Source organism: Enterobacter sp. UPMP701, assembly GCF_053709515.1.
This window is the reverse complement of the sequence record NZ_JBSKJN010000018.1, coordinates 54,310-72,034: the sequence shown is the minus strand read 5'-3', so window position 1 is coordinate 72,034 and position 17,725 is coordinate 54,310. Positions and strand designations below refer to the sequence as shown.

The window sequence follows — 17,725 nt, the reverse complement described above, 5'->3', positions numbered from 1 at the left end:
GCGGGGTTCTTTAAGAAGTTGAAGCTGACCGATAAGGCGGCTTTGTTCATCCATACGTCAGGCATATGCGGCGCTGGGGTTGCCTTGTGCCGCAGACTGTATCTCACTCCGTGTGACAGAGTAAAGCTCTACAATGGACGCGCCTTTCACACCCAACCATGCTTAATAGCTAACATTTGTAACACACCAACGACAAAAAACAACAGACTGACAACCGCTAGGTATATCTCCGCGTAGAATGGGCCAATAAGCCGTTTTGGTAGCCCACGAATAAAGTCCTTGTCATCATTTTTGGTCAGGATTGAGCTTTTATTCCACAACAGCGGCATGTATATAAAACTCACTTTTGTGCTGTATGCCACTTTGACATAAAGCGTGTTGACGTTCTCGAACAGCAATACAGCATCAGGCAAACTACCGTATCTTTCTTTGTACAGAATGCAGATCTCTTTAAATCTATCCCTGTTCAGAACTGAGGCTATGATGCTGGCTATACCGAAGCCGAAAGCAAGTGCACCAATAATTACTGTTGCCTTGGCGCTAAGTAGGTCATCAATAGTCATTGCTTGTAACCTCATATAGCGATTCACCAACGAAGCCACCGAACGCGGATGTGGCTTTATCGCTCCCATATGCAATAGCGCCATTTACCCCAAGCGTACAAAGTAATGCTCCGGCACCTGCGGCTTCTATGGTTGCAGCGCCAAGCACTATCGCACAGACGGTATTTGCTGCGGCTGTACCCGCAATTTTTCCAGCTATCGCACTGCCGATCAGGCTACCGGAAAACTCACCAATAGAGGTAAAAGAGGTTTTCGCACAATCTCGCCCCACGGTACAGGCTTCCGTGATCTTCGCTGCGGTATCCAAAGCGGACAGACCAATACCGATCTTCCCGGCTGTTTCCATCCACTTAACGTACTTCGCCAGCTTCTCGATATGGGTTGCGTAACCTTCAATATCGCAAACGCCTGTTTCGTTCCAGCGGTGCGTGATTGAACGGCTAGAGAGGCCAAGAGCACTTTTCAGATCGGCGTACTCGTTGAACATGAAGCGATGTTTCATGAACATCTTAAGAACGCTTTCAAGTTGACCAAACAAGCGGCTGCGCTCAACAAAAAATTGCTCGCCGATCAAAGTACCACTGGTGATGTACTGGTTCTTGTACGTTTTCTCAATTTCGACGAGGATCTTTTCTACCTGTTCGAAATATTCCTCAGCGGCTTCAATGGCTTGACCCGAAAATCCATAAGCATCGCTCGCCGTACTGGCAGCAGCAGCGAACATCTCAATGGTGTCTTTGTGTTTGTAGAGAAAGTTGGCTTGCTGAATGGAGAGAGGAGCTAACTCTGCATCAATTCGCGCTTTCGCGGCCTGCATGTGGGCGATCTGTTCGTCGTCCTGTTTATCAGGATCAACTACCAGCATAATAGAACCGGCTTTGTATCTTTCATCCGGGCCGTTCAACGTGGCAAAGAGTTCTTTTACACCTGCAGGTGGGTTCTCTGTGAATAACAGACGTTTCCAGGCTTCTGTTGTACCGCCAAACGGGATAATGGTAAAACCTGCGTCGATACCTTTGGGTTTATCAGATTTTGGATCTTTTTTTGTAGATTGTGCGTGCTGAACGGGTTCGGGCTGTTCAGGAAGACCGGCAATCTCCCGTGAACCAATACTGGTTGGAATCACTTCATTATCAAGCTCGTAACTATCATAGAAGTTTGAGGGGACAAGGCGAGATCTACATGGGCAAGAACTTCGGCTGTGCAGCGTTCCAGCAATTCTCTTACCGTGGATAATGTCGCTAATCCCTCCCGCAATACGGTATAGCCCTTCATGCTTGCCACAGGTTGCTCTGTGACCTTCGCAGACCATGTCTTTCCCAAAATGCTGATGGTCAGGACATCCATCTATGATTACACCGCCACAGGCGGTTTTATCACCCCTGAAAAGATAATTGCCCTTGACTCCCATTATAAGTCCCTTTACTTGCTGTCGTTCTATTTATCCCCTGTTCTCATTTTACAAATAAACCACATTGTTCGAAATGTATTGTTGTTAAAATAAAATGGCATTTCGAATTATTCACCATGAGAATATTACTGTGTTCTTATTCAGACAATGAATTAATAAAGCTCTTATTATTGAGCCTGAACCGTAAAGGTTTTTATGATCAGAAGAAGAGAAATTATTTATGGTGTTGCAGGAGGCAATATAAGAGTTATTGCAACCGTTGATGTATCTCATTTCACCACCAGAGACACACCAACGATTGCTTTAAAAAAGTTGAAGCTGACCGATAAGCGGCTTCGTTCAACCTTACGTCGGTATCTGCAGCGCTGGCGTTGTCTTAAATCGTAGGTTGTATCTCAGTTTATGTTACAGAGTCGAGCCAGCTAAGAGACGAGCCTTTCACGCCCAACCGTATTTTATTGCCAGCATCAAAAGCCCTGCAATGACAAAAAATACTATACTAACCACGCCAAGGAAGGCCTCTATATAGAATGGCCTGATAATCCGTTTTGGTAATCCCCGAATGAAGTCTTTGTCATCATTTTTGGTCAATATTGAACTTTTATTCCACAATAGCGGCATGATTATGAACTGCGTTTTTATGCCGTATGCGCCCTTGAAGTAAAGTGAATTAACGTTCTCGAACAGTAATACCGCATCGGGAAGGCTGCCGAACTTCTCTTTATATAGCTGGCAGACCTCCTTAAATCTCTTCTTGTTCAGAAGTGAGGCTATGACGCTGGCTGCCAAGAATAAAAAGCCTATAAGCATAGTTATTATAAAAATCATTTTTATATCAATCATCGCTGGTTACCTCATAAAGGCCCAATTTTTCCCCAATGAACTCGCCAGTAGCCCCAGACAACTCGCTTAGAGCTTTATCAGTTCCGTATGCTATGCCCCCGCTAACCCCAATCGTGCAAAGTAGCGCTCCAGCACCAGCGGCCTCAATGGTTGCAGCACCCAGCACTAGTGCGCAGATTGAACTTGCTGCACTTCCCTGGAGAATTCTACTTGCTAAAGCCCCCCCAGCTAAGCTACCTGCAAACTCCCCAATGGAGGTAAAAGAAGTTTTGACACAATCCCGCCCTACGGCGCAGGCTTCGGTGATCTTCGCTGCAGTGTCAAAGGCGGAAAGGCCGATACCGATCTTCCCGGCGGTTTCCATCCATTTGACGTATTTCACCAGCTTTTCGATATGGGTCGCGTAACCGTCAATATCGCTAACGCCTGTTTCGTTCCAGCGGTGCGTGATTGAACGGCTGGAGAGGCCAAGAGCACTTTTCAGATCGGCGTACTCTTTGAACATGAAGCGATGCTTCATGAACATCTTAAGAACGCTATCAAGTTGACCAAACAAGCGGCGGCGCTCAACAAAAAATTGCTCGCCGATCAGTGAACCGCTGGTGATGTACTGATGTTTGTATGTCTTCTCGATCTCGACAAGAATTTTTTCGACTCGTTCGAAATATCCCTTCGCTGCTTCCGTCGCTCTTCCCACATTTCCAGCAGCGTCGTTTGCAGTAGTGGCAGCGGTTGCAAACATCTCAATGGTGTCTTTGTGTTTGAAAAGAAAGTTGGCCTGCTGGTGTGAGAGGGGCGCTAACGCAGTATCAATGCGCTGTTTTGCAGCTTGCATGTGTCCGATCTGTTCGTTGTTCTGATTATCAGGGTCAACAACCAGCAGAATAGATCCCGCTTTGTATTCCTTACCAGCACCATTCAATGAGCGGTAAAGTTCTCGGGTTCCTTCTGGCTGACCGCCAGTAAACAGGATGCTTTCGAAAGATTCGGTTGTCGACTGTCGAGGGACTACGCAAAAACCAGCATCTACACCAGTGCGTTTCTTTTTAGCTGTCTGGGCATGTTGTTCTGGCTCTTGCTGAGTTTGTTGTTCTGGGGCTAATCCAAAGGTTGTTGGTTTAGCGGTCATCATTCCCGGATGACGTTCACCTGAAAAACCAGATATAGCGATCACAAAGTTATCTTTGCAGTGGCATAAAACCAGATCACCATCACCCGCGATAAGGCCATCTTCGAGGAGTCCGGTATAGGTTGCATTGATTTCAAAAGCACCTTTGCAAACATCGCACCATGCTTTATCACCAGCCCTCACCAATGGATTATGGTCTTCATCAAAAATAGTTGATGAGGCGGAAACAATGTGGCCGAACCTCGTTTTATTACCCAGCTTTGCAAGCGTTCTTTGCGTAACCATCAGTGATCCCTCAATGAGTAAGCTCAGTTTCAGATACTTTTTTTACTTCGAAATGGTCAACAAGAAATCCTTTAGCAGCTGGGATGCCACGGCGAAGCACCAGTATTGCCGTACCTTGTGGTGTGCTTATTATTTCATCGCCATTGCTGAGGCGACTGTCAACAAGCGCAACGCTTTGACCACTACCATTATGCCCAGCTTCTCCTGCGCCACTGATTATTGCCGCTTCTGTACCATCGGGATAAACAACAGTATCCAGAGTTTGAGCTACTCGCAGTTTTTGACCGTTGCTGATCTCTATTTCCGTAGTAGCAGTTGCGGTTTTGAGTATGCTGCCGTCACGAGTCAGACTTCCTTCAACCGCGATGCGGTAGATCTCAATAACAGGATGCTGTTTCAAGTTAGCCTGCTGTTTAGCAAGGAACTCCAGCCATTCCTCAGTCATTCCGAAAAGTTGCTCATTACTGAAAGCTGGTTTATCAAAAGAAGCCAGAATCTCTGGAGTAAGTTCGTTGGTATACTGCTGCATAAGTCCCTCTGCTTGCTGTGAATTTGTCTATGTTCACATACATTGTACAAATAACATCCATGCGTCGGAAGTGGTTTTTCTTAAAAATGAAACTGTGTTTTAAATAATCCACCAGGCAAATACTTCCTGTAATTTCATTCAGCCTGTGAAGTATCAAAGGTTTTGCTGTATGGGCAATGTTTCGATCTGGTGACGTAGGTAAATGTTTAATTACTGTTGCTGTACACGCATAAGGTCTGCCCGCTCGCCGTAGTTGTCTGGTCCGGGTTGCTCATGGTCACGCGCCCGGCGCTGGCGTTAAAGGCCACCATCAAGCCACAAAGTACCAATATTCAAAGGCAAGGGGAGTGAGGTGAAGTGTCTGGTTGTGGAGGACGTGAAGAAGGTTTCAGACAAAAACTATCGAGCGAAAGCGGTGTTGAGTAATGGCATTGATATGCCCATCACCATTGAAGAGTGCGACGACAATCATATTTACGTGACGTTGGCACTGTTGAGTGGTTTGCTTGAGTAGTTGATCGAGCAGGGGGAGCAATCCCCCGAATTTTACCCATCCCCTCGCCGCGAGGAATCCAGAAATTCCCCCACTTTGTACACAGAGGTGAAAATATCAACGGGAGCACGGTCAAGCCTGGGTTTTCTGAAGCATAAAGCCCGTCCTGGAAATATTAAAATATCAGGCCGGGCTGGTGAGGATATGGTTGTGGGGTATCAGGCGGTTTCGAGGATCTTCTTCACCTTGGCGACCATGCCAACGAAACAATCACACAGTTTGGCGATCTCTGCATATGTATTCCCCCCTTTAGTGAGGTACGTCTCGATCTTGCGGCGCAGGCCTGTATCCGCTGGTCTGCCTTTGTACTTGTTTTCAGCCTTGGCTTTAGCAATGCCTTGTGCCTGACGCTGGCGGGGCTTGGTGTAGTCCTCGTGTGCGTAATGGGCTGCAATGTCCATCATGAGACCGTTGATAATCTGAATGTCGCTGATCTATAAAGGCTGTATGTGCATCGCAGTAATGCTTCTAAAGGAGACCATACTCTGAGGCAACATAATCGATCTCATCCTCCATCCCTGCAAGGTCAAACTGGCTACTAAGATCCCTGATGACTGAATCTGACGACAACGGGTCAGAGTCTTGTTTAAAGGTGAAATCAAGTAATTGCCCGAACTCAAACACATTACGTTTTTCATCAGCCAGTGAACCTGACTTTCGCAAGATACTACGGGCTTTTGAGGGGATTTTTTTGCTGCAGTATAGAAGGCGACCTGAATGCTGAGTAAATAGTCGTCAATGTCTTTTTGTTCTAATTTCTTCATTTTCTGCACGATATCCAATAGTAGGGCTGGCTCCAGCCTGGACGATTTTACAAGAGAAATGAACATAAAGAGACGGGAAGATATAAACCTTGCTCTGCTGGCTGAATCGCAGCCCAGAGAGGCACGAAAAAGGCCGCCTGACGGGAGTCTGAAATGAAGGCTGTAGCGGTTGCCACGCTTTAGGACATTCGAGATGGAACAGCCGTTGGTGTGTCTCTTTTGTATCACAGTCTGTGTCACAGTTTTGCCTTAGTAAGCCTGAGACACACCAACGTATTGTTTTAGAAGAAGTTGAAGCTGACCGATAAGCCGGGTTCTGTCGTGGACAGTCATTCATCTAGGCCAGCAATCGCTCACTGGCTCAAGCAGCCTACCCGGGTTCAGTACGGGCCGTACCATGTGAACCCCTATTTGGCCTTGCTCCGGGTGGAGTTTACCGTGCCACGGACTGTTACCAGCCGCGCGGTGCGCTCTTACCGCACCCTTTCACCCTTACCTGATCCCGCTTGCGCGGGCCATCGGCGGTTTGCTCTCTGTTGCACTGGTCGTGGGTTTCCCCCCCAGGCGTTACCTGGCACCCTGCCCTGTGGAGCCCGGACTTTCCTCCCCTCCGCCCGTCTCCCCCGAAAGGGACGACGACGAAGCGGCGACTGTCTGGTCAGCTTCGGCGCGCAGTATAGAGGGTTTGCGCGCCGCTGTCACCCTCAGGTGTGGACAAGACGTGATTAACGCGCCACTTCCACCTTCGCCAGTTTTTCGTAGTAGCACGCAATCGCGCTGTGGTCGGCCGTGCCCAGGCCATCAGCACGCAACGCCTGCATCATCTCCATGACCGCAGCGGTCAGCGGCAGCTGCGCGCCTACGCCGTGAGACGTATCCAGCGCGTTCGCCAGATCTTTGATGTGCAGGTCAATGCGGAAACCGGGTTTGAAGTTACGATCCATCACCATCGGCGCTTTGGCATCCAGCACCGTACTGCCCGCCAGACCGCCACGGATTGCCTGATAGACCAGGTCCGGATTAACGCCCGCTTTGGTTGCCAGCGTCAGCGCTTCAGACATGGCGGCAATGTTCAGCGCCACAATCACCTGGTTCGCCAGCTTGGTGACGTTGCCCGCGCCAATGTCTCCGGTATGCACCACGGAGCCGGCCATCGCTTTCATCAGGTCATAGTATTTGTCGAACACGGCTTTATCACCGCCCACCATCACCGACAGCGTGCCGTCGATGGCTTTCGGCTCGCCCCCGCTGACGGGCGCATCCAGCATCTCTACGCCCTTCGCCTTCAACGCCTCGCTGATTTCACGGCTCGCAAGCGGTGCGATAGAGCTCATATCAATCAGCACCAGGCCCGGCTTCGCCCCCTCGATGATGCCGTTCTCCCCCAGCGCGACCTCTTTGACGTGCGGGGAGTTTGGCAGCATGGTGATGATGACATCGCACTGCTCAGCAATGGCTTTGGCGGTACTGGCTGATTCCGCGCCCGCCGCCATCACTTCAGCCACAGACTGCGGATTGTGATCGGATACCACCAGTGAGTAACCCGCTTTAATCAGGTTCTTACTCATTGGTTTACCCATGATCCCAAGACCAATAAAACCCACTTTCAGCGTCATAATCTGTTTCCTCAATGATGGTTATTTTTTAAAAGCGTCCGCTAATTTCTGCGTGGCTGAGCGGAATACGCCGAGGTCGCTGCCGACGGCAACGAAGGTGGCCCCCCACTCCAGATAGCGCCGGGCATCGGCTTCAACCGGTGCCAGAATGCCGCACGGTTTGCCGTGCGCTTTGGCGCGGGCAAAGATGTGCTGGATCGCACGCTGCACGTCAGGGTGGCTGGCGTTGCCCAGATGGCCAAACGCGGCAGCCAAATCGCTTGGGCCGACGAAGATACCGTCCACACCGTTTGTGGCTGCAATCGCGTCGACGTTATCGACGCCCTGCTGGCTCTCGATTTGGACCAGAATGGTGATGTTGTTATTCGACTGGGCGAAGTAGTCCGGCACGGTGCCAAACATGTTGGCGCGGTGCGATACGGAGACGCCGCGGATCCCTTCTGGCGGATAGCGCGTTGAGGCCACGGCCAGCGCCGCCTGCTCTTCCGTTTCCACAAACGGGATCAGGAAATTGTAGAAACCGATATCCAGCAGACGTTTGATAATCACCGGCTCGTTAGTTGGTACACGCACTACCGGGGCGCTGGGGCTGCCTTTCAGCGCCATCAGCTGCGGAATAAAGGTGCTGATGTCGTTCGGCGCATGTTCGCCGTCCAGCACCAGCCAGTCGAACCCGGCCAGGCCCAGCACTTCGGTGCTGATGGGGTTTGCCAGCGCCGACCAACAGCCAATCTGAATCTGGTGCGCCGCGAGGGCGGCTTTAAACGTATTCGGGAAGATATCGTTATTCATCACTTAACCCTTTTTAATTCCGCAGTTTTAGCCAGTATTATTTATTCCAGAACAGATTCTTTATATTTATTTCTCTGACTGAATGTTGGCGTTATAAAATCGTCATTCAGTATAATCGGCTCTACACGGCAGCGCATTGTTCTGATGCTCAAGTATCACGCTGCATCTCAACGCTATTTTGAGCATATGCACAAAGCCGTGGGCGCTAATGCACAGAATCAAGGATTAGTCCGCCTGAAACGATCGCGATCACATTTTCACGTTTCCTCTCCTGACATGCTTTATTTCTGCGTTAAGAAATTAATTATCCAACGGGTTATATTTCATAGCTGACACTTTGCCGGAGAAGAGTGAATAATGGCCGATATTGCAATTAGAGAGGCATCGCCGACGGCGTTTTATATAAAAGTTCACGATACGGATAACGTGGCGATTATTGTCAACGACAATGGTTTAAAAGCGGGCACCCGCTTCCCGGATGGGCTGGAGCTGATTGAGCATATTCCGCAGGGACACAAGGTCGCGCTGGTCGATATTCCCGCCCACGGTGAAATCGTACGTTACGGCGAAGTCATCGGCTATGCGGTGCGCGCTATCCCGCAGGGGAGCTGGATTGAAGAGTCGCTGGTGACGTTGCCAGAAGCACCGCCGCTGAATACGCTTCCGCTTGCTACCCGCGTTCCTGAACCGCTAACGCCGCTGGAGGGCTATACCTTCGAGGGTTACCGTAACGCGGACGGCAGCGTGGGAACCAAAAACCTGCTCGGCATTACCACCAGCGTGCACTGCGTGGCGGGCGTGGTGGATTACGTGGTGAAGATTATTGAGCGCGATCTGCTGCCGAAATATCCCAACGTTGACGGCGTGGTCGGTCTTAACCACTTGTACGGCTGCGGCGTGGCAATCAACGCGCCAGCGGCGGTTGTGCCGATCCGAACCATCCACAATATCGCCCTGAACCCGAACTTTGGCGGCGAGGTAATGGTGATTGGTCTCGGCTGTGAAAAACTGCAACCTGAACGCCTGCTGCAGGGCACCGAGGATGTGAAAGCGATTCCGGCGGATGAGGCCAGCATTGTGCGCCTGCAGGACGAACGCCACGTTGGTTTCCGCTCAATGGTTGACGATATTTTGCAGGTAGCAGAGCGTCATCTGGACAAACTCAACCGGCGCCAGCGCGAAACGTGCCCGGCGTCAGAACTGGTGGTGGGCACCCAGTGCGGCGGCAGCGATGCGTTTTCCGGCGTGACCGCCAACCCGGCAGTGGGCTATGCGTCCGATCTGCTGGTTCGCTGCGGCGCCACGGTGATGTTCTCCGAGGTAACCGAAGTACGTGACGCCATCCATCTGCTGACGCCGCGCGCCGTCAACGAAGAGGTGGGCAAACGCCTGCTGGAAGAGATGGCCTGGTACGATAACTATCTTGATATGGGCAAAACTGACCGCAGCGCCAACCCGTCTCCGGGCAACAAGAAAGGTGGCCTGGCAAACGTGGTGGAAAAAGCCCTCGGTTCCATCGCGAAATCCGGCCAGAGCGCGATTGTGGAAGTGCTCTCTCCGGGCCAGCGCCCGACGAAGCGCGGCCTGATTTATGCGGCTACGCCTGCCAGCGACTTTGTTTGCGGCACCCAGCAGGTGGCGTCCGGTATTACGGTACAGGTCTTTACCACCGGGCGCGGTACGCCGTACGGTCTGATGGCGGTGCCAGTGATTAAGATGGCGACGCGCACCGAGTTGGCAAACCGCTGGTACGACTTAATGGATATTAACGCGGGAACCATCGCCACCGGGGAAGAGAGTATTGAAGAGGTGGGCTGGAAGCTGTTCCACTTCATTCTGGACGTGGCGAGCGGGCGGAAGAAAACGTTCTCCGATCAATGGGGATTGCATAATCAGCTGGCGGTGTTTAACCCGGCACCGGTGACGTGATGGCCCCTCACCCTGCCCTCTCCCCATAGGGGAGAGGGTAAAAAACTTAAACCAACACCACATCTATCCCGCTTTTCCGTAACCCTTCCAGACTTTCTGCCGGAATACCTTCGTCGACAATAATCATATCGATCCGCTGCGTATCAATGATTTTATGCAGACTTGAGCGGTTAAATTTACTGGAGTCTGTCACCACAATAATGCGCTCCGCCACTTCGCACATTTTGCGGTTCAGGCGGGCTTCATCTTCATTGTGCGTGCTTACACCGCGATCGAGATCGATGGCGTCGACGCCCAGGAACAGCAGATCAAAATGATAATTCTGCAAGGACTGCTCCGCCTGGTCGCCGTAGAAAGACTGCGACTGACGCCGCAAGTGCCCGCCGGTCATCAGCAGCTCTACCCCTTCCGCTTCCAGCAATGCATTCGCCACGTTCATTCCGTTGGTCATAGCAATGACATCCGTGTGCTGGCGTAGCATACGGGCAATTTCAAAGGTCGTGGTGCCGGAATCCAGAATAATGCGGTGCCCCGGCTTCACCAGCGCGGCGGCGGCCTGGGCAATGCTGCGTTTGACCGCCGTATTGAGTGAGCTTTTATCCTCAACGGAAGGCTCGACGCCAGGCGCATTCCCTTCGCAGATCAGCGCCCCGCCGTAGGCGCGAACGGCTATCCCCTGCTTTTCCAGAAACGCCAGATCGTTACGGATCGTTACCGTCGACACGCCGTAGAGATGTGAAAGATCGTTAACCTGCACGCTTCCCTGCGCCCGCAACCGCTGAATGATCTGCTCTCGCCTTTCACTGGTACCGGTGATGCGCTTCTCTGCGGATGAATCGCTGCTGCTCATACGAGATCCTTAATCAATAAACTTTCGTTTCATTTCGTTTTGTCTATTAACGCCTTTCTTTTTGGCGAATGCAAGTGCTGTCTGGCAGACATACGCAAGCCTGACCACAGCTGAAACCTTTCATTATGTTTCTTTTGTGAAACAGATCGGAAAACTATTATCTTTCGTTTTATTTTTACACCACCATAATGCAGGATTAAATGAAACAAAACGAAAGATAAATATCATTACCATCCGAAATGGAGAGGAAAGTGAAACATCTGACAGAAATGGTGGAGCAACATAAACGGGGGAATGCAAACGGGATTTATGCCGTCTGTTCCGCACATCCACTGGTGCTTGAAGCTGCCATTCGTTACGCCCATTCACGCCAAACGCCACTGCTGATTGAAGCCACCTCAAACCAGGTGGATCAGTTTGGTGGCTATACCGGCATGACCCCCGCCGATTTTCACGGGTTCGTCTGTAAGCTGGCGCAATCGCTTGGTTTCCCGACATCACAGCTGATCCTCGGCGGCGATCATTTAGGGCCTAACCGCTGGCAAAACTTGCCCGCTCTGCAGGCGATGGCGAACGCCGACGATCTGATCAAAAGCTACGTGGCAGCCGGGTTCAAGAAGATCCATCTCGACTGCAGCATGTCCTGCGAGGACGATCCGGTCCCCTTGACCGATGCGATCGTCGCCGGGCGCGCCGCGCGTCTGGCTAAAGTTGCCGAAGCGACCTGCTGCGAGCAATTTGGCGTCGCCGATCTGGTCTACGTTATTGGCACGGAAGTGCCGGTCCCGGGTGGCGCACACGACACGCTCACCGAACTTGACGTCACCACGCCAGAGGCGGCACGCGCCACCCTTGAAGCCCACCGCCACGCGTTCGAAAAGGAAGGCTTAAACGACATCTGGCCGCGCATCATTGGCCTGGTGGTCCAGCCTGGCGTGGAGTTCGACCACGCGCACGTCTGTGACTACCAGCCGCAAAAAGCCGTCGCGCTGAGTGAAATGGTCGAAGAGTACGACACGCTGGTGTTTGAAGCGCACTCCACCGATTACCAGACGCCGCAGGCGCTGCGTCAGCTGGTGAACGATCACTTCGCTATTTTAAAAGTTGGCCCTGCCCTGACCTTTGCCCTGCGCGAAGCGCTGTTCTCACTGGCCGCCATTGAAGAAGAACTGCTGCCAGCGAAAGCCAGCTCGGGCCTGCGTCATGTTCTGGAAAACGTGATGCTCGATCGTCCGGAATACTGGCAAAGCCATTACCACGGCGACGGCAATGCGCGGCGTCTGGCGCGCGGCTACAGCTACTCCGACCGCGTGCGCTATTACTGGCCGGACAGCCAGATTGACGACGCCTTTGAACGACTGGTGCGCAACCTGGCAGACGACCCCATTCCGCTGCCGCTTATCAGCCAGTATCTGCCGCTGCAGTACAGCAAAGTTCGCGAGGGCGCTCTCAAGTCAACGCCACGGGAACTCATCATTGACCACATTCAGGACATACTCCAGCAGTACCATGCCGCCTGCGAAGGCGTAACGACTCCACACGCATAATTAAAAAGAGGAAAACGCTATGCCAAACATTGTCTTATGCCGCATTGATGAACGCCTGATCCACGGACAGGTGGGCGTGCAGTGGGTAGGGTTTGCGGGGGCAAACCTGGTGCTGGTGGCAAATGACGAGGTTGCAGACGATCCGGTTCAACAAAACCTGATGGAAATGGTGCTCGCGGAAGGGATCGCCGTGCGTTTCTGGTCGCTGCAAAAAGTGATCGACAACATTCACCGCGCCGCTGACCGCCAGAAAATTCTGCTGGTCTGCAAATCACCCGCCGATTTTCTGAAGCTGGTTGAAGGTGGCGTACCCATCACCCGCATCAATGTCGGAAACATGCACTACGCCAGTGGCAAACAGCAAATTGCCAAAACGGTCTCTGTCGACGCGGACGATATCGCTGCGTTTAACGGCCTGAAAGCGGCCGGGGTGGAATGCTTTGTTCAGGGCGTTCCAACAGAGACTGCTTTGGATCTCTTTAAACTGCTTTGAGGGATTCACAATGGAAATCAGTCTGTTGCAGGCATTCGCGCTAGGGCTTCTTGCCTTTATCGCCGGCCTGGATATGTTTAACGGCTTAACACACATGCACCGTCCGGTGGTGCTCGGACCACTGGTCGGCCTGATTCTGGGCGATCTGCATACCGGGATCCTGACCGGCGGTACGTTAGAGCTGGTCTGGATGGGTCTGGCGCCGCTTGCGGGCGCGCAGCCGCCAAACGTGATTATCGGCACTATCGTCGGCACCACGTTTGCCATCACCACGGGGGTGAAGCCGGATGTCGCCGTTGGGGTCGCGGTGCCGTTTGCCGTGGCGGTTCAGATGGGTATCACTTTCCTCTTCTCCGTGATGTCCGGCGTGATGTCACGCTGCGATCGCATGGCGGCCAATGCGGACACCAGCGGCATTGAGCGGGTTAACTATCTCGCCCTGCTGGCGCTGGGTATCTTCTACTTCCTGTGTGCATTTTTGCCGATTTACTTCGGTGCAGAACATGCGAAAACCGCCATTGATGTCCTGCCGGAACGTCTGATAGACGGCCTCGGTGTCGCGGGCGGCATTATGCCAGCCATCGGCTTCGCCGTGCTGCTGAAGATCATGATGAAAAACGTCTACATCCCTTACTTCATTATCGGTTTTGTCGCCGCGGCCTGGCTGAAGCTTCCGGTGCTGGCGATTGCCGCAGCGGCACTGGCAATGGCGCTGATTGACCTGATGCGTAAATCACCTGAACCGGCGGCTCCCGCAGCTCAGAAAGAGGAATTCGAAGATGGCATCTAACCAAACCACCCTGCCGGGCGTCTCTGAAAATGAAGATACCCTGCTCACCGGCGTGAATGAAAACGTCTATGAAGACCAGACCATTGGCGCGGAGCTGACCAAAAAAGACATTAACCGCGTGGCCTGGCGCTCCATGCTGTTACAGGCCTCGTTCAACTACGAGCGTATGCAGGCCTCCGGCTGGCTATATGGGCTGCTGCCTGCGCTGAAAAAGATCCACACCAATAAGCGTGACCTGGCGCGCGCCATGAAAGGCCACATGGGGTTCTTTAATACTCACCCGTTTCTGGTGACTTTTGTTATCGGCATTATCCTGGCAATGGAGCGTTCCAAGCAGGATGTAAACAGCATTCAGAGCACCAAAATTGCGGTCGGTGCCCCGCTCGGCGGTATCGGCGACGCCATGTTCTGGCTGACACTGCTACCCATTTGCGGCGGTATTGGTGCCAGCCTGGCACTGCAGGGGTCGATACTGGGCGCCGTGGTCTTTATCGTACTGTTTAACGTGGTGCATCTTGGCCTGCGTTTTGGCCTGGCGCACTACGCCTACCGGATGGGCGTTGCAGCAATCCCGCTGATTAAGGCCAACACGAAAAAGGTTGGCCACGCGGCATCTATCGTCGGGATGACGGTGATCGGCGCGCTGGTCGCTACCTACGTGCGCCTGAATACCACGCTGGAAATCAAAGCCGGGGATGCGGTCGTTAAGCTGCAAACCGACGTGATCGACAAGCTGATGCCCGCCTTTTTACCGCTGGTCTACACCCTGACCATGTTCTGGCTGGTGCGCCGCGGCTGGAGCCCGCTGCGCCTGATTGGCATCACAGTGGTGCTGGGCGTTGTCGGTAAATTCTGTCACTTCCTGTAAAAGCAAAGAGGTTGCGATGTTAGGCATTATTTTGACGGGTCACGGCGGCTTTGCCAGCGGGCTTGAACAGGCGATGAGGCAGATCCTTGGCGAGCAGCCGCAGTTCATCGCCATTGATTTTCCGGAAACCTCCACCACTGCCAGGCTGACCGCTCAGCTTGCGCAGGCGGTGAGTGAGCTGGATCCCCAGCAGGATATTATTTTTCTCACCGATCTTCTCGGCGGCACGCCGTTTCGCGTGGCGTCAACGCTCGCGATGCAAAGGCCGGGCAGCGAAGTGATCACTGGCACCAATCTGCAGCTTCTGCTGGAGATGGTGCTGGAACGCGATGGATTAAGCAGCGAAGCGTTTCGTCTGCAGGCACTGGAGTGTGGCCACCGCGGTCTGACCAGCCTGGTGGATGAACTTGGTCGCTGTCGCGAAGAAGCCCCCGCAGAGGAAGGGATATGATCCGGTTACTTTCCCAGCGCTCGCCTTTGTAGTCTTACATAGCGTGTTCCGGCGGCCTTACGGCATCAGATCGTAAGGCCTTTATTTTCCTTTCCTTAACTCTTCCCTTTCTCTTCACGATCACAGTTTTCGTTTTATTTCTTTTCTTTAATTGAAGTTTCGATTTCTTTTCTATAGATTTTATTTAACAGCTAATGTGAACAAGTGAAACGAAACGAAAGATAGCGACACGTTTGCCAGCGTCTGATGTGGATTTCACACGACTAAGGACTGAGTTATGCCACAAACCACCGCCGCCGCCACAACCGGCACCTGGACCGAAGAGGAGATCCGCCAGCAGCCTGCCAGTTGGATCCGCTCACTCAACAACATTGATAATCTGCGCACCTCGATTGTCGGTTTCCTGACGCCGCTGCTGCGTAAGGACGATCTGCGGATCGTCCTTACCGGCGCGGGCACCTCCGCGTTTATTGGCGAGATAATTGCCCCCTGGCTTGCGAGCCACATCGGGAAAAATGTTTCTGCCATACCGACAACCGATCTGGTCACCAACCCGATGGATTACTTCAGCCCGGTGCACCCGCTGCTGCTGGTCTCTTTTGCCCGCTCCGGCAATAGCCCGGAGAGCGTCGCCGCCGTTGAGCTGGCAAACCGGTTCGTGCCGGAGTGCTACCACCTGTCGATCACCTGCAACGAGGCGGGAAGCCTGTACCAGAACGCGGTCAACAGTGATAACGCCTTTGCCCTGCTGATGCCTGCCGAAACGCACGATCGCGGGTTCGCGATGACCAGTAGCATTACCACCATGATGGCAAGCTGCCTGGCCGTATTCGCACCAGAGACGATCAACAGCCAGAGCTTCCGTGACGTGGCCGATCGCTGTCAGGCGATCCTCACCTCGCTCGGGGATTTCAGCCAGGGCGTCTTTGGCAGCGAACCGTGGAAACGCGTTGTGTATCTGGGAAGCGGCGGTCTGCAGGGTGCGGCGCGCGAATCGGCGCTGAAGGTGCTGGAGCTGACCGCGGGCAAGCTGGCGGCGTTCTACGATTCGCCAACGGGCTTTCGTCACGGGCCGAAGTCGCTGGTGGATAACGAAACGCTGGTGGTGGTGTTTATCTCCAGCCATCCGTATACGCGTCAGTACGATCTGGATCTGCTGGCCGAACTGCGCCGCGATCGCCAGGCCATGCGCGTGGTCGCCATCGCCGCTGAAAACGATCCGGCCATTGAAGCGGGGCCGCATATCCTGCTGCCGCCTTCCCGTCCGTTCAACGATATGGAGCAGGCGTTCTGCTTCCTTATTTACGCCCAGGTCTTTGCACTGACCCAGTCTCTGCATGTTGGCAACACGCCGGACACGCCATCCGCCAGCGGAACGGTCAACCGCGTGGTACAGGGCGTGGTTATTCATCCGTGGCAAGCTTAAGAGGATCGTATTATGAGTATTATCTCGACAAAATATCTTCTGCAGGATGCGCAGGCAAAGGGCTATGCCGTTCCGGCCTTTAATATCCATAACGCCGAGACGATCCAGGCGATCCTCGAAGTGTGCAGCGAAATGCGATCGCCAGTGATCCTCGCCGGGACGCCGGGCACCTTTAAACATATTGCGCTGGAAGAGATCTACGCCCTGTGCAGCGCGTACTCCCTCAGCTACGACATGCCGCTGGCGCTGCATCTCGATCATCACGAATCGCTGGATGACATTCGTCGCAAGGTACATGCCGGCGTACGCAGCGCGATGATCGACGGCAGCCACTATCCCTTTGAACAAAATGTGACGCTGGTGAAAGCGGTGGTTGATTTCTGCCACCTCAACGACTGTAGCGTTGAGGCCGAGCTGGGGCGTCTGGGTGGCGTGGAAGATGATATGAGCGTCGACGCCGAAAGCGCATTCCTGACCGATCCGCAGGAGGCGAAACGCTTCGTTGAACTGACCGGCGTGGACAGCCTCGCCGTCGCCATCGGCACCGCGCATGGTCTTTATACCAAACGCCCCAAAATTGACTTCCAGCGCCTGGCAGAGATCCGGGAGGTGGTAACGGTGCCGCTGGTGCTGCACGGTGCGAGCGATGTTCCGGATGAGGATGTACGTCGCACCATCGAACTGGGCGTGTGCAAAGTTAACGTGGCAACCGAGCTGAAAATCGCTTTCTCTGACGCGGTCAAAGCCTGGTTTACCGAGAACCCGCAGGGCAACGATCCGCGCTTCTACATGCGCGTCGGGATGGACGCCATGAAAGAGGTGGTCCGAAGTAAAATCACCGTTTGCGGCTCGGCGAACAGGCTGCTGCTTCCGGCAGAAGCATAAC

At 53.1% G+C, this 17,725-nt stretch carries 17 protein-coding genes, 1 other RNA gene and 1 pseudogene; 9 read left to right on the top strand and 10 right to left on the bottom strand.

The genetic code is table 11. The features are described from left to right. Positions 1-146 precede the first annotated feature (146 nt). The 5 genes from ACWKXT_RS22615 to ACWKXT_RS22595 all read right to left on the bottom strand — a co-directional run bounded on the left by ACWKXT_RS22615 (position 147) and on the right by ACWKXT_RS22595 (position 4,760). Positions 147-563 carry a hypothetical protein gene (locus ACWKXT_RS22615; protein ID WP_448669036.1) on the bottom strand — a complete coding sequence of 139 codons (417 nt, stop codon included), beginning with the start codon at positions 561-563 and terminating at the stop codon, positions 147-149. After that, positions 553-1,974: a PAAR domain-containing protein gene (locus ACWKXT_RS22610; RefSeq protein ID WP_454533432.1), complete on the bottom strand. Its 1,422-nt coding sequence runs from the start codon at positions 1,972-1,974 to the stop codon at positions 553-555. The genes ACWKXT_RS22615 and ACWKXT_RS22610 overlap by 11 nt, the downstream gene beginning before the upstream one ends. 438 nt (positions 1,975-2,412) lie before the next feature. Next, positions 2,413-2,817 (bottom strand): hypothetical protein, encoded by a 405-nt coding sequence (locus ACWKXT_RS22605; protein WP_454533431.1) that lies wholly within the window; start codon positions 2,815-2,817, stop codon positions 2,413-2,415. Beyond that, positions 2,810-4,231, bottom strand: a complete 1,422-nt coding sequence (locus ACWKXT_RS22600; RefSeq protein WP_454533430.1) for a PAAR domain-containing protein — start codon at positions 4,229-4,231, stop codon at positions 2,810-2,812. Before ACWKXT_RS22600 ends, ACWKXT_RS22605 begins: the two co-directional genes overlap by 8 nt. 10 nt (positions 4,232-4,241) lie before the next feature. Further along, positions 4,242-4,760: a hypothetical protein gene (locus ACWKXT_RS22595; RefSeq protein WP_454533429.1), complete on the bottom strand. Its 519-nt coding sequence runs from the start codon at positions 4,758-4,760 to the stop codon at positions 4,242-4,244. Positions 4,761-5,088: 328 nt separating this feature from the next. Between ACWKXT_RS22595 and ACWKXT_RS22590 the strand changes: the two are divergent. Continuing rightward, a pseudogene (locus ACWKXT_RS22590) lies at positions 5,089-5,274 on the top strand (hypothetical protein); the annotation flags it as partial. Between the two features lie 197 nt (positions 5,275-5,471). Here the strand turns inward: ACWKXT_RS22590 and ACWKXT_RS22585 are convergent. The 4 genes from ACWKXT_RS22585 to garL form a co-directional block, all read right to left on the bottom strand. After that, the gene (locus tag ACWKXT_RS22585; RefSeq protein ID WP_454533428.1) at positions 5,472-5,717 is read right to left on the bottom strand and encodes a hypothetical protein; all 246 of its coding nucleotides are present in this window, start codon (positions 5,715-5,717) and stop codon (positions 5,472-5,474) included. Positions 5,718-6,366: 649 nt separating this feature from the next. Next, positions 6,367-6,743, bottom strand: an RNA gene (gene rnpB, locus ACWKXT_RS22580) — RNase P RNA component class A. A 59-nt stretch (positions 6,744-6,802) separates the two neighbouring features. Further along, the gene (gene garR / locus ACWKXT_RS22575) at positions 6,803-7,693 is read right to left on the bottom strand and encodes a 2-hydroxy-3-oxopropionate reductase (protein ID WP_454527622.1); all 891 of its coding nucleotides are present in this window, start codon (positions 7,691-7,693) and stop codon (positions 6,803-6,805) included. A 21-nt stretch (positions 7,694-7,714) separates the two neighbouring features. Beyond that, positions 7,715-8,485, bottom strand: coding sequence for a 2-dehydro-3-deoxyglucarate aldolase (garL, locus tag ACWKXT_RS22570; RefSeq protein WP_454527623.1), 771 nt, complete (start codon positions 8,483-8,485; stop codon positions 7,715-7,717). A 357-nt stretch (positions 8,486-8,842) separates the two neighbouring features. Here garL and garD point away from each other — a divergent pair, with 357 nt between their 5' ends. Continuing rightward, the gene (gene garD / locus ACWKXT_RS22565; protein WP_454533427.1) at positions 8,843-10,414 is read left to right on the top strand and encodes a galactarate dehydratase; all 1,572 of its coding nucleotides are present in this window, start codon (positions 8,843-8,845) and stop codon (positions 10,412-10,414) included. Positions 10,415-10,460: 46 nt separating this feature from the next. Here the strand turns inward: garD and ACWKXT_RS22560 are convergent, their stop codons facing one another. Continuing rightward, positions 10,461-11,264 (bottom strand): DeoR family transcriptional regulator, encoded by an 804-nt coding sequence (locus ACWKXT_RS22560; protein WP_454533426.1) that lies wholly within the window; start codon positions 11,262-11,264, stop codon positions 10,461-10,463. 239 nt (positions 11,265-11,503) lie between these two features. Here ACWKXT_RS22560 and kbaZ point away from each other — a divergent pair, with 239 nt between their 5' ends. The 7 genes from kbaZ to kbaY all read left to right on the top strand — a co-directional run bounded on the left by kbaZ (position 11,504) and on the right by kbaY (position 17,724). Next, a complete protein-coding gene (kbaZ, locus tag ACWKXT_RS22555) occupies positions 11,504-12,811 on the top strand; it encodes a tagatose-bisphosphate aldolase subunit KbaZ (protein ID WP_454533425.1) in 1,308 nt (435 codons plus the stop codon). A 19-nt stretch (positions 12,812-12,830) separates the two neighbouring features. Continuing rightward, positions 12,831-13,304 carry a PTS N-acetylgalactosamine transporter subunit IIB gene (gene agaV / locus ACWKXT_RS22550; protein ID WP_454533424.1) on the top strand — a complete coding sequence of 158 codons (474 nt, stop codon included), beginning with the start codon at positions 12,831-12,833 and terminating at the stop codon, positions 13,302-13,304. A gap of 10 nt (positions 13,305-13,314) precedes the next feature. After that, positions 13,315-14,094 (top strand): PTS N-acetylgalactosamine transporter subunit IIC, encoded by a 780-nt coding sequence (agaW, locus tag ACWKXT_RS22545; protein ID WP_454533423.1) that lies wholly within the window; start codon positions 13,315-13,317, stop codon positions 14,092-14,094. Next, positions 14,084-14,962 (top strand): PTS N-acetylgalactosamine transporter subunit IID, encoded by an 879-nt coding sequence (agaE, locus tag ACWKXT_RS22540; protein WP_454533422.1) that lies wholly within the window; start codon positions 14,084-14,086, stop codon positions 14,960-14,962. Before agaW ends, agaE begins: the two co-directional genes overlap by 11 nt. A gap of 16 nt (positions 14,963-14,978) precedes the next feature. Then, positions 14,979-15,413: a PTS galactosamine/N-acetylgalactosamine transporter subunit IIA gene (agaF, locus tag ACWKXT_RS22535; RefSeq protein WP_454533421.1), complete on the top strand. Its 435-nt coding sequence runs from the start codon at positions 14,979-14,981 to the stop codon at positions 15,411-15,413. 277 nt (positions 15,414-15,690) lie between these two features. Beyond that, positions 15,691-16,839, top strand: coding sequence for an SIS domain-containing protein (locus tag ACWKXT_RS22530; RefSeq protein WP_454533420.1), 1,149 nt, complete (start codon positions 15,691-15,693; stop codon positions 16,837-16,839). 12 nt (positions 16,840-16,851) lie between these two features. Then, positions 16,852-17,724: a tagatose-bisphosphate aldolase subunit KbaY gene (kbaY, locus tag ACWKXT_RS22525; protein WP_454533419.1), complete on the top strand. Its 873-nt coding sequence runs from the start codon at positions 16,852-16,854 to the stop codon at positions 17,722-17,724. Position 17,725: the final 1 nt, after the last annotated feature.

What these genes read in the sequence shown, in the direction of transcription:
- ACWKXT_RS22615 (WP_448669036.1), bottom strand. Translation starts at nt 563, where the DNA reads ATGACTATTGATGACCTACTTAGCGCCAAGGCAACAGTAATTATTGGT.
- ACWKXT_RS22610 (WP_454533432.1), bottom strand. Translation starts at nt 1,974, where the DNA reads ATGGGAGTCAAGGGCAATTATCTTTTCAGGGGTGATAAAACCGCCTGT.
- ACWKXT_RS22605 (WP_454533431.1), bottom strand. Translation starts at nt 2,817, where the DNA reads ATGATTGATATAAAAATGATTTTTATAATAACTATGCTTATAGGCTTT.
- ACWKXT_RS22600 (WP_454533430.1), bottom strand. Translation starts at nt 4,231, where the DNA reads ATGGTTACGCAAAGAACGCTTGCAAAGCTGGGTAATAAAACGAGGTTC.
- ACWKXT_RS22595 (WP_454533429.1), bottom strand. Translation starts at nt 4,760, where the DNA reads ATGCAGCAGTATACCAACGAACTTACTCCAGAGATTCTGGCTTCTTTT.
- ACWKXT_RS22585 (WP_454533428.1), bottom strand. Translation starts at nt 5,717, where the DNA reads ATGATGGACATTGCAGCCCATTACGCACACGAGGACTACACCAAGCCC.
- garR (WP_454527622.1), bottom strand. Translation starts at nt 7,693, where the DNA reads ATGACGCTGAAAGTGGGTTTTATTGGTCTTGGGATCATGGGTAAACCA.
- garL (WP_454527623.1), bottom strand. Translation starts at nt 8,485, where the DNA reads ATGAATAACGATATCTTCCCGAATACGTTTAAAGCCGCCCTCGCGGCG.
- garD (WP_454533427.1), top strand. Translation starts at nt 8,843, where the DNA reads ATGGCCGATATTGCAATTAGAGAGGCATCGCCGACGGCGTTTTATATA.
- ACWKXT_RS22560 (WP_454533426.1), bottom strand. Translation starts at nt 11,264, where the DNA reads ATGAGCAGCAGCGATTCATCCGCAGAGAAGCGCATCACCGGTACCAGT.
- kbaZ (WP_454533425.1), top strand. Translation starts at nt 11,504, where the DNA reads ATGGAGAGGAAAGTGAAACATCTGACAGAAATGGTGGAGCAACATAAA.
- agaV (WP_454533424.1), top strand. Translation starts at nt 12,831, where the DNA reads ATGCCAAACATTGTCTTATGCCGCATTGATGAACGCCTGATCCACGGA.
- agaW (WP_454533423.1), top strand. Translation starts at nt 13,315, where the DNA reads ATGGAAATCAGTCTGTTGCAGGCATTCGCGCTAGGGCTTCTTGCCTTT.
- agaE (WP_454533422.1), top strand. Translation starts at nt 14,084, where the DNA reads ATGGCATCTAACCAAACCACCCTGCCGGGCGTCTCTGAAAATGAAGAT.
- agaF (WP_454533421.1), top strand. Translation starts at nt 14,979, where the DNA reads ATGTTAGGCATTATTTTGACGGGTCACGGCGGCTTTGCCAGCGGGCTT.
- ACWKXT_RS22530 (WP_454533420.1), top strand. Translation starts at nt 15,691, where the DNA reads ATGCCACAAACCACCGCCGCCGCCACAACCGGCACCTGGACCGAAGAG.
- kbaY (WP_454533419.1), top strand. Translation starts at nt 16,852, where the DNA reads ATGAGTATTATCTCGACAAAATATCTTCTGCAGGATGCGCAGGCAAAG.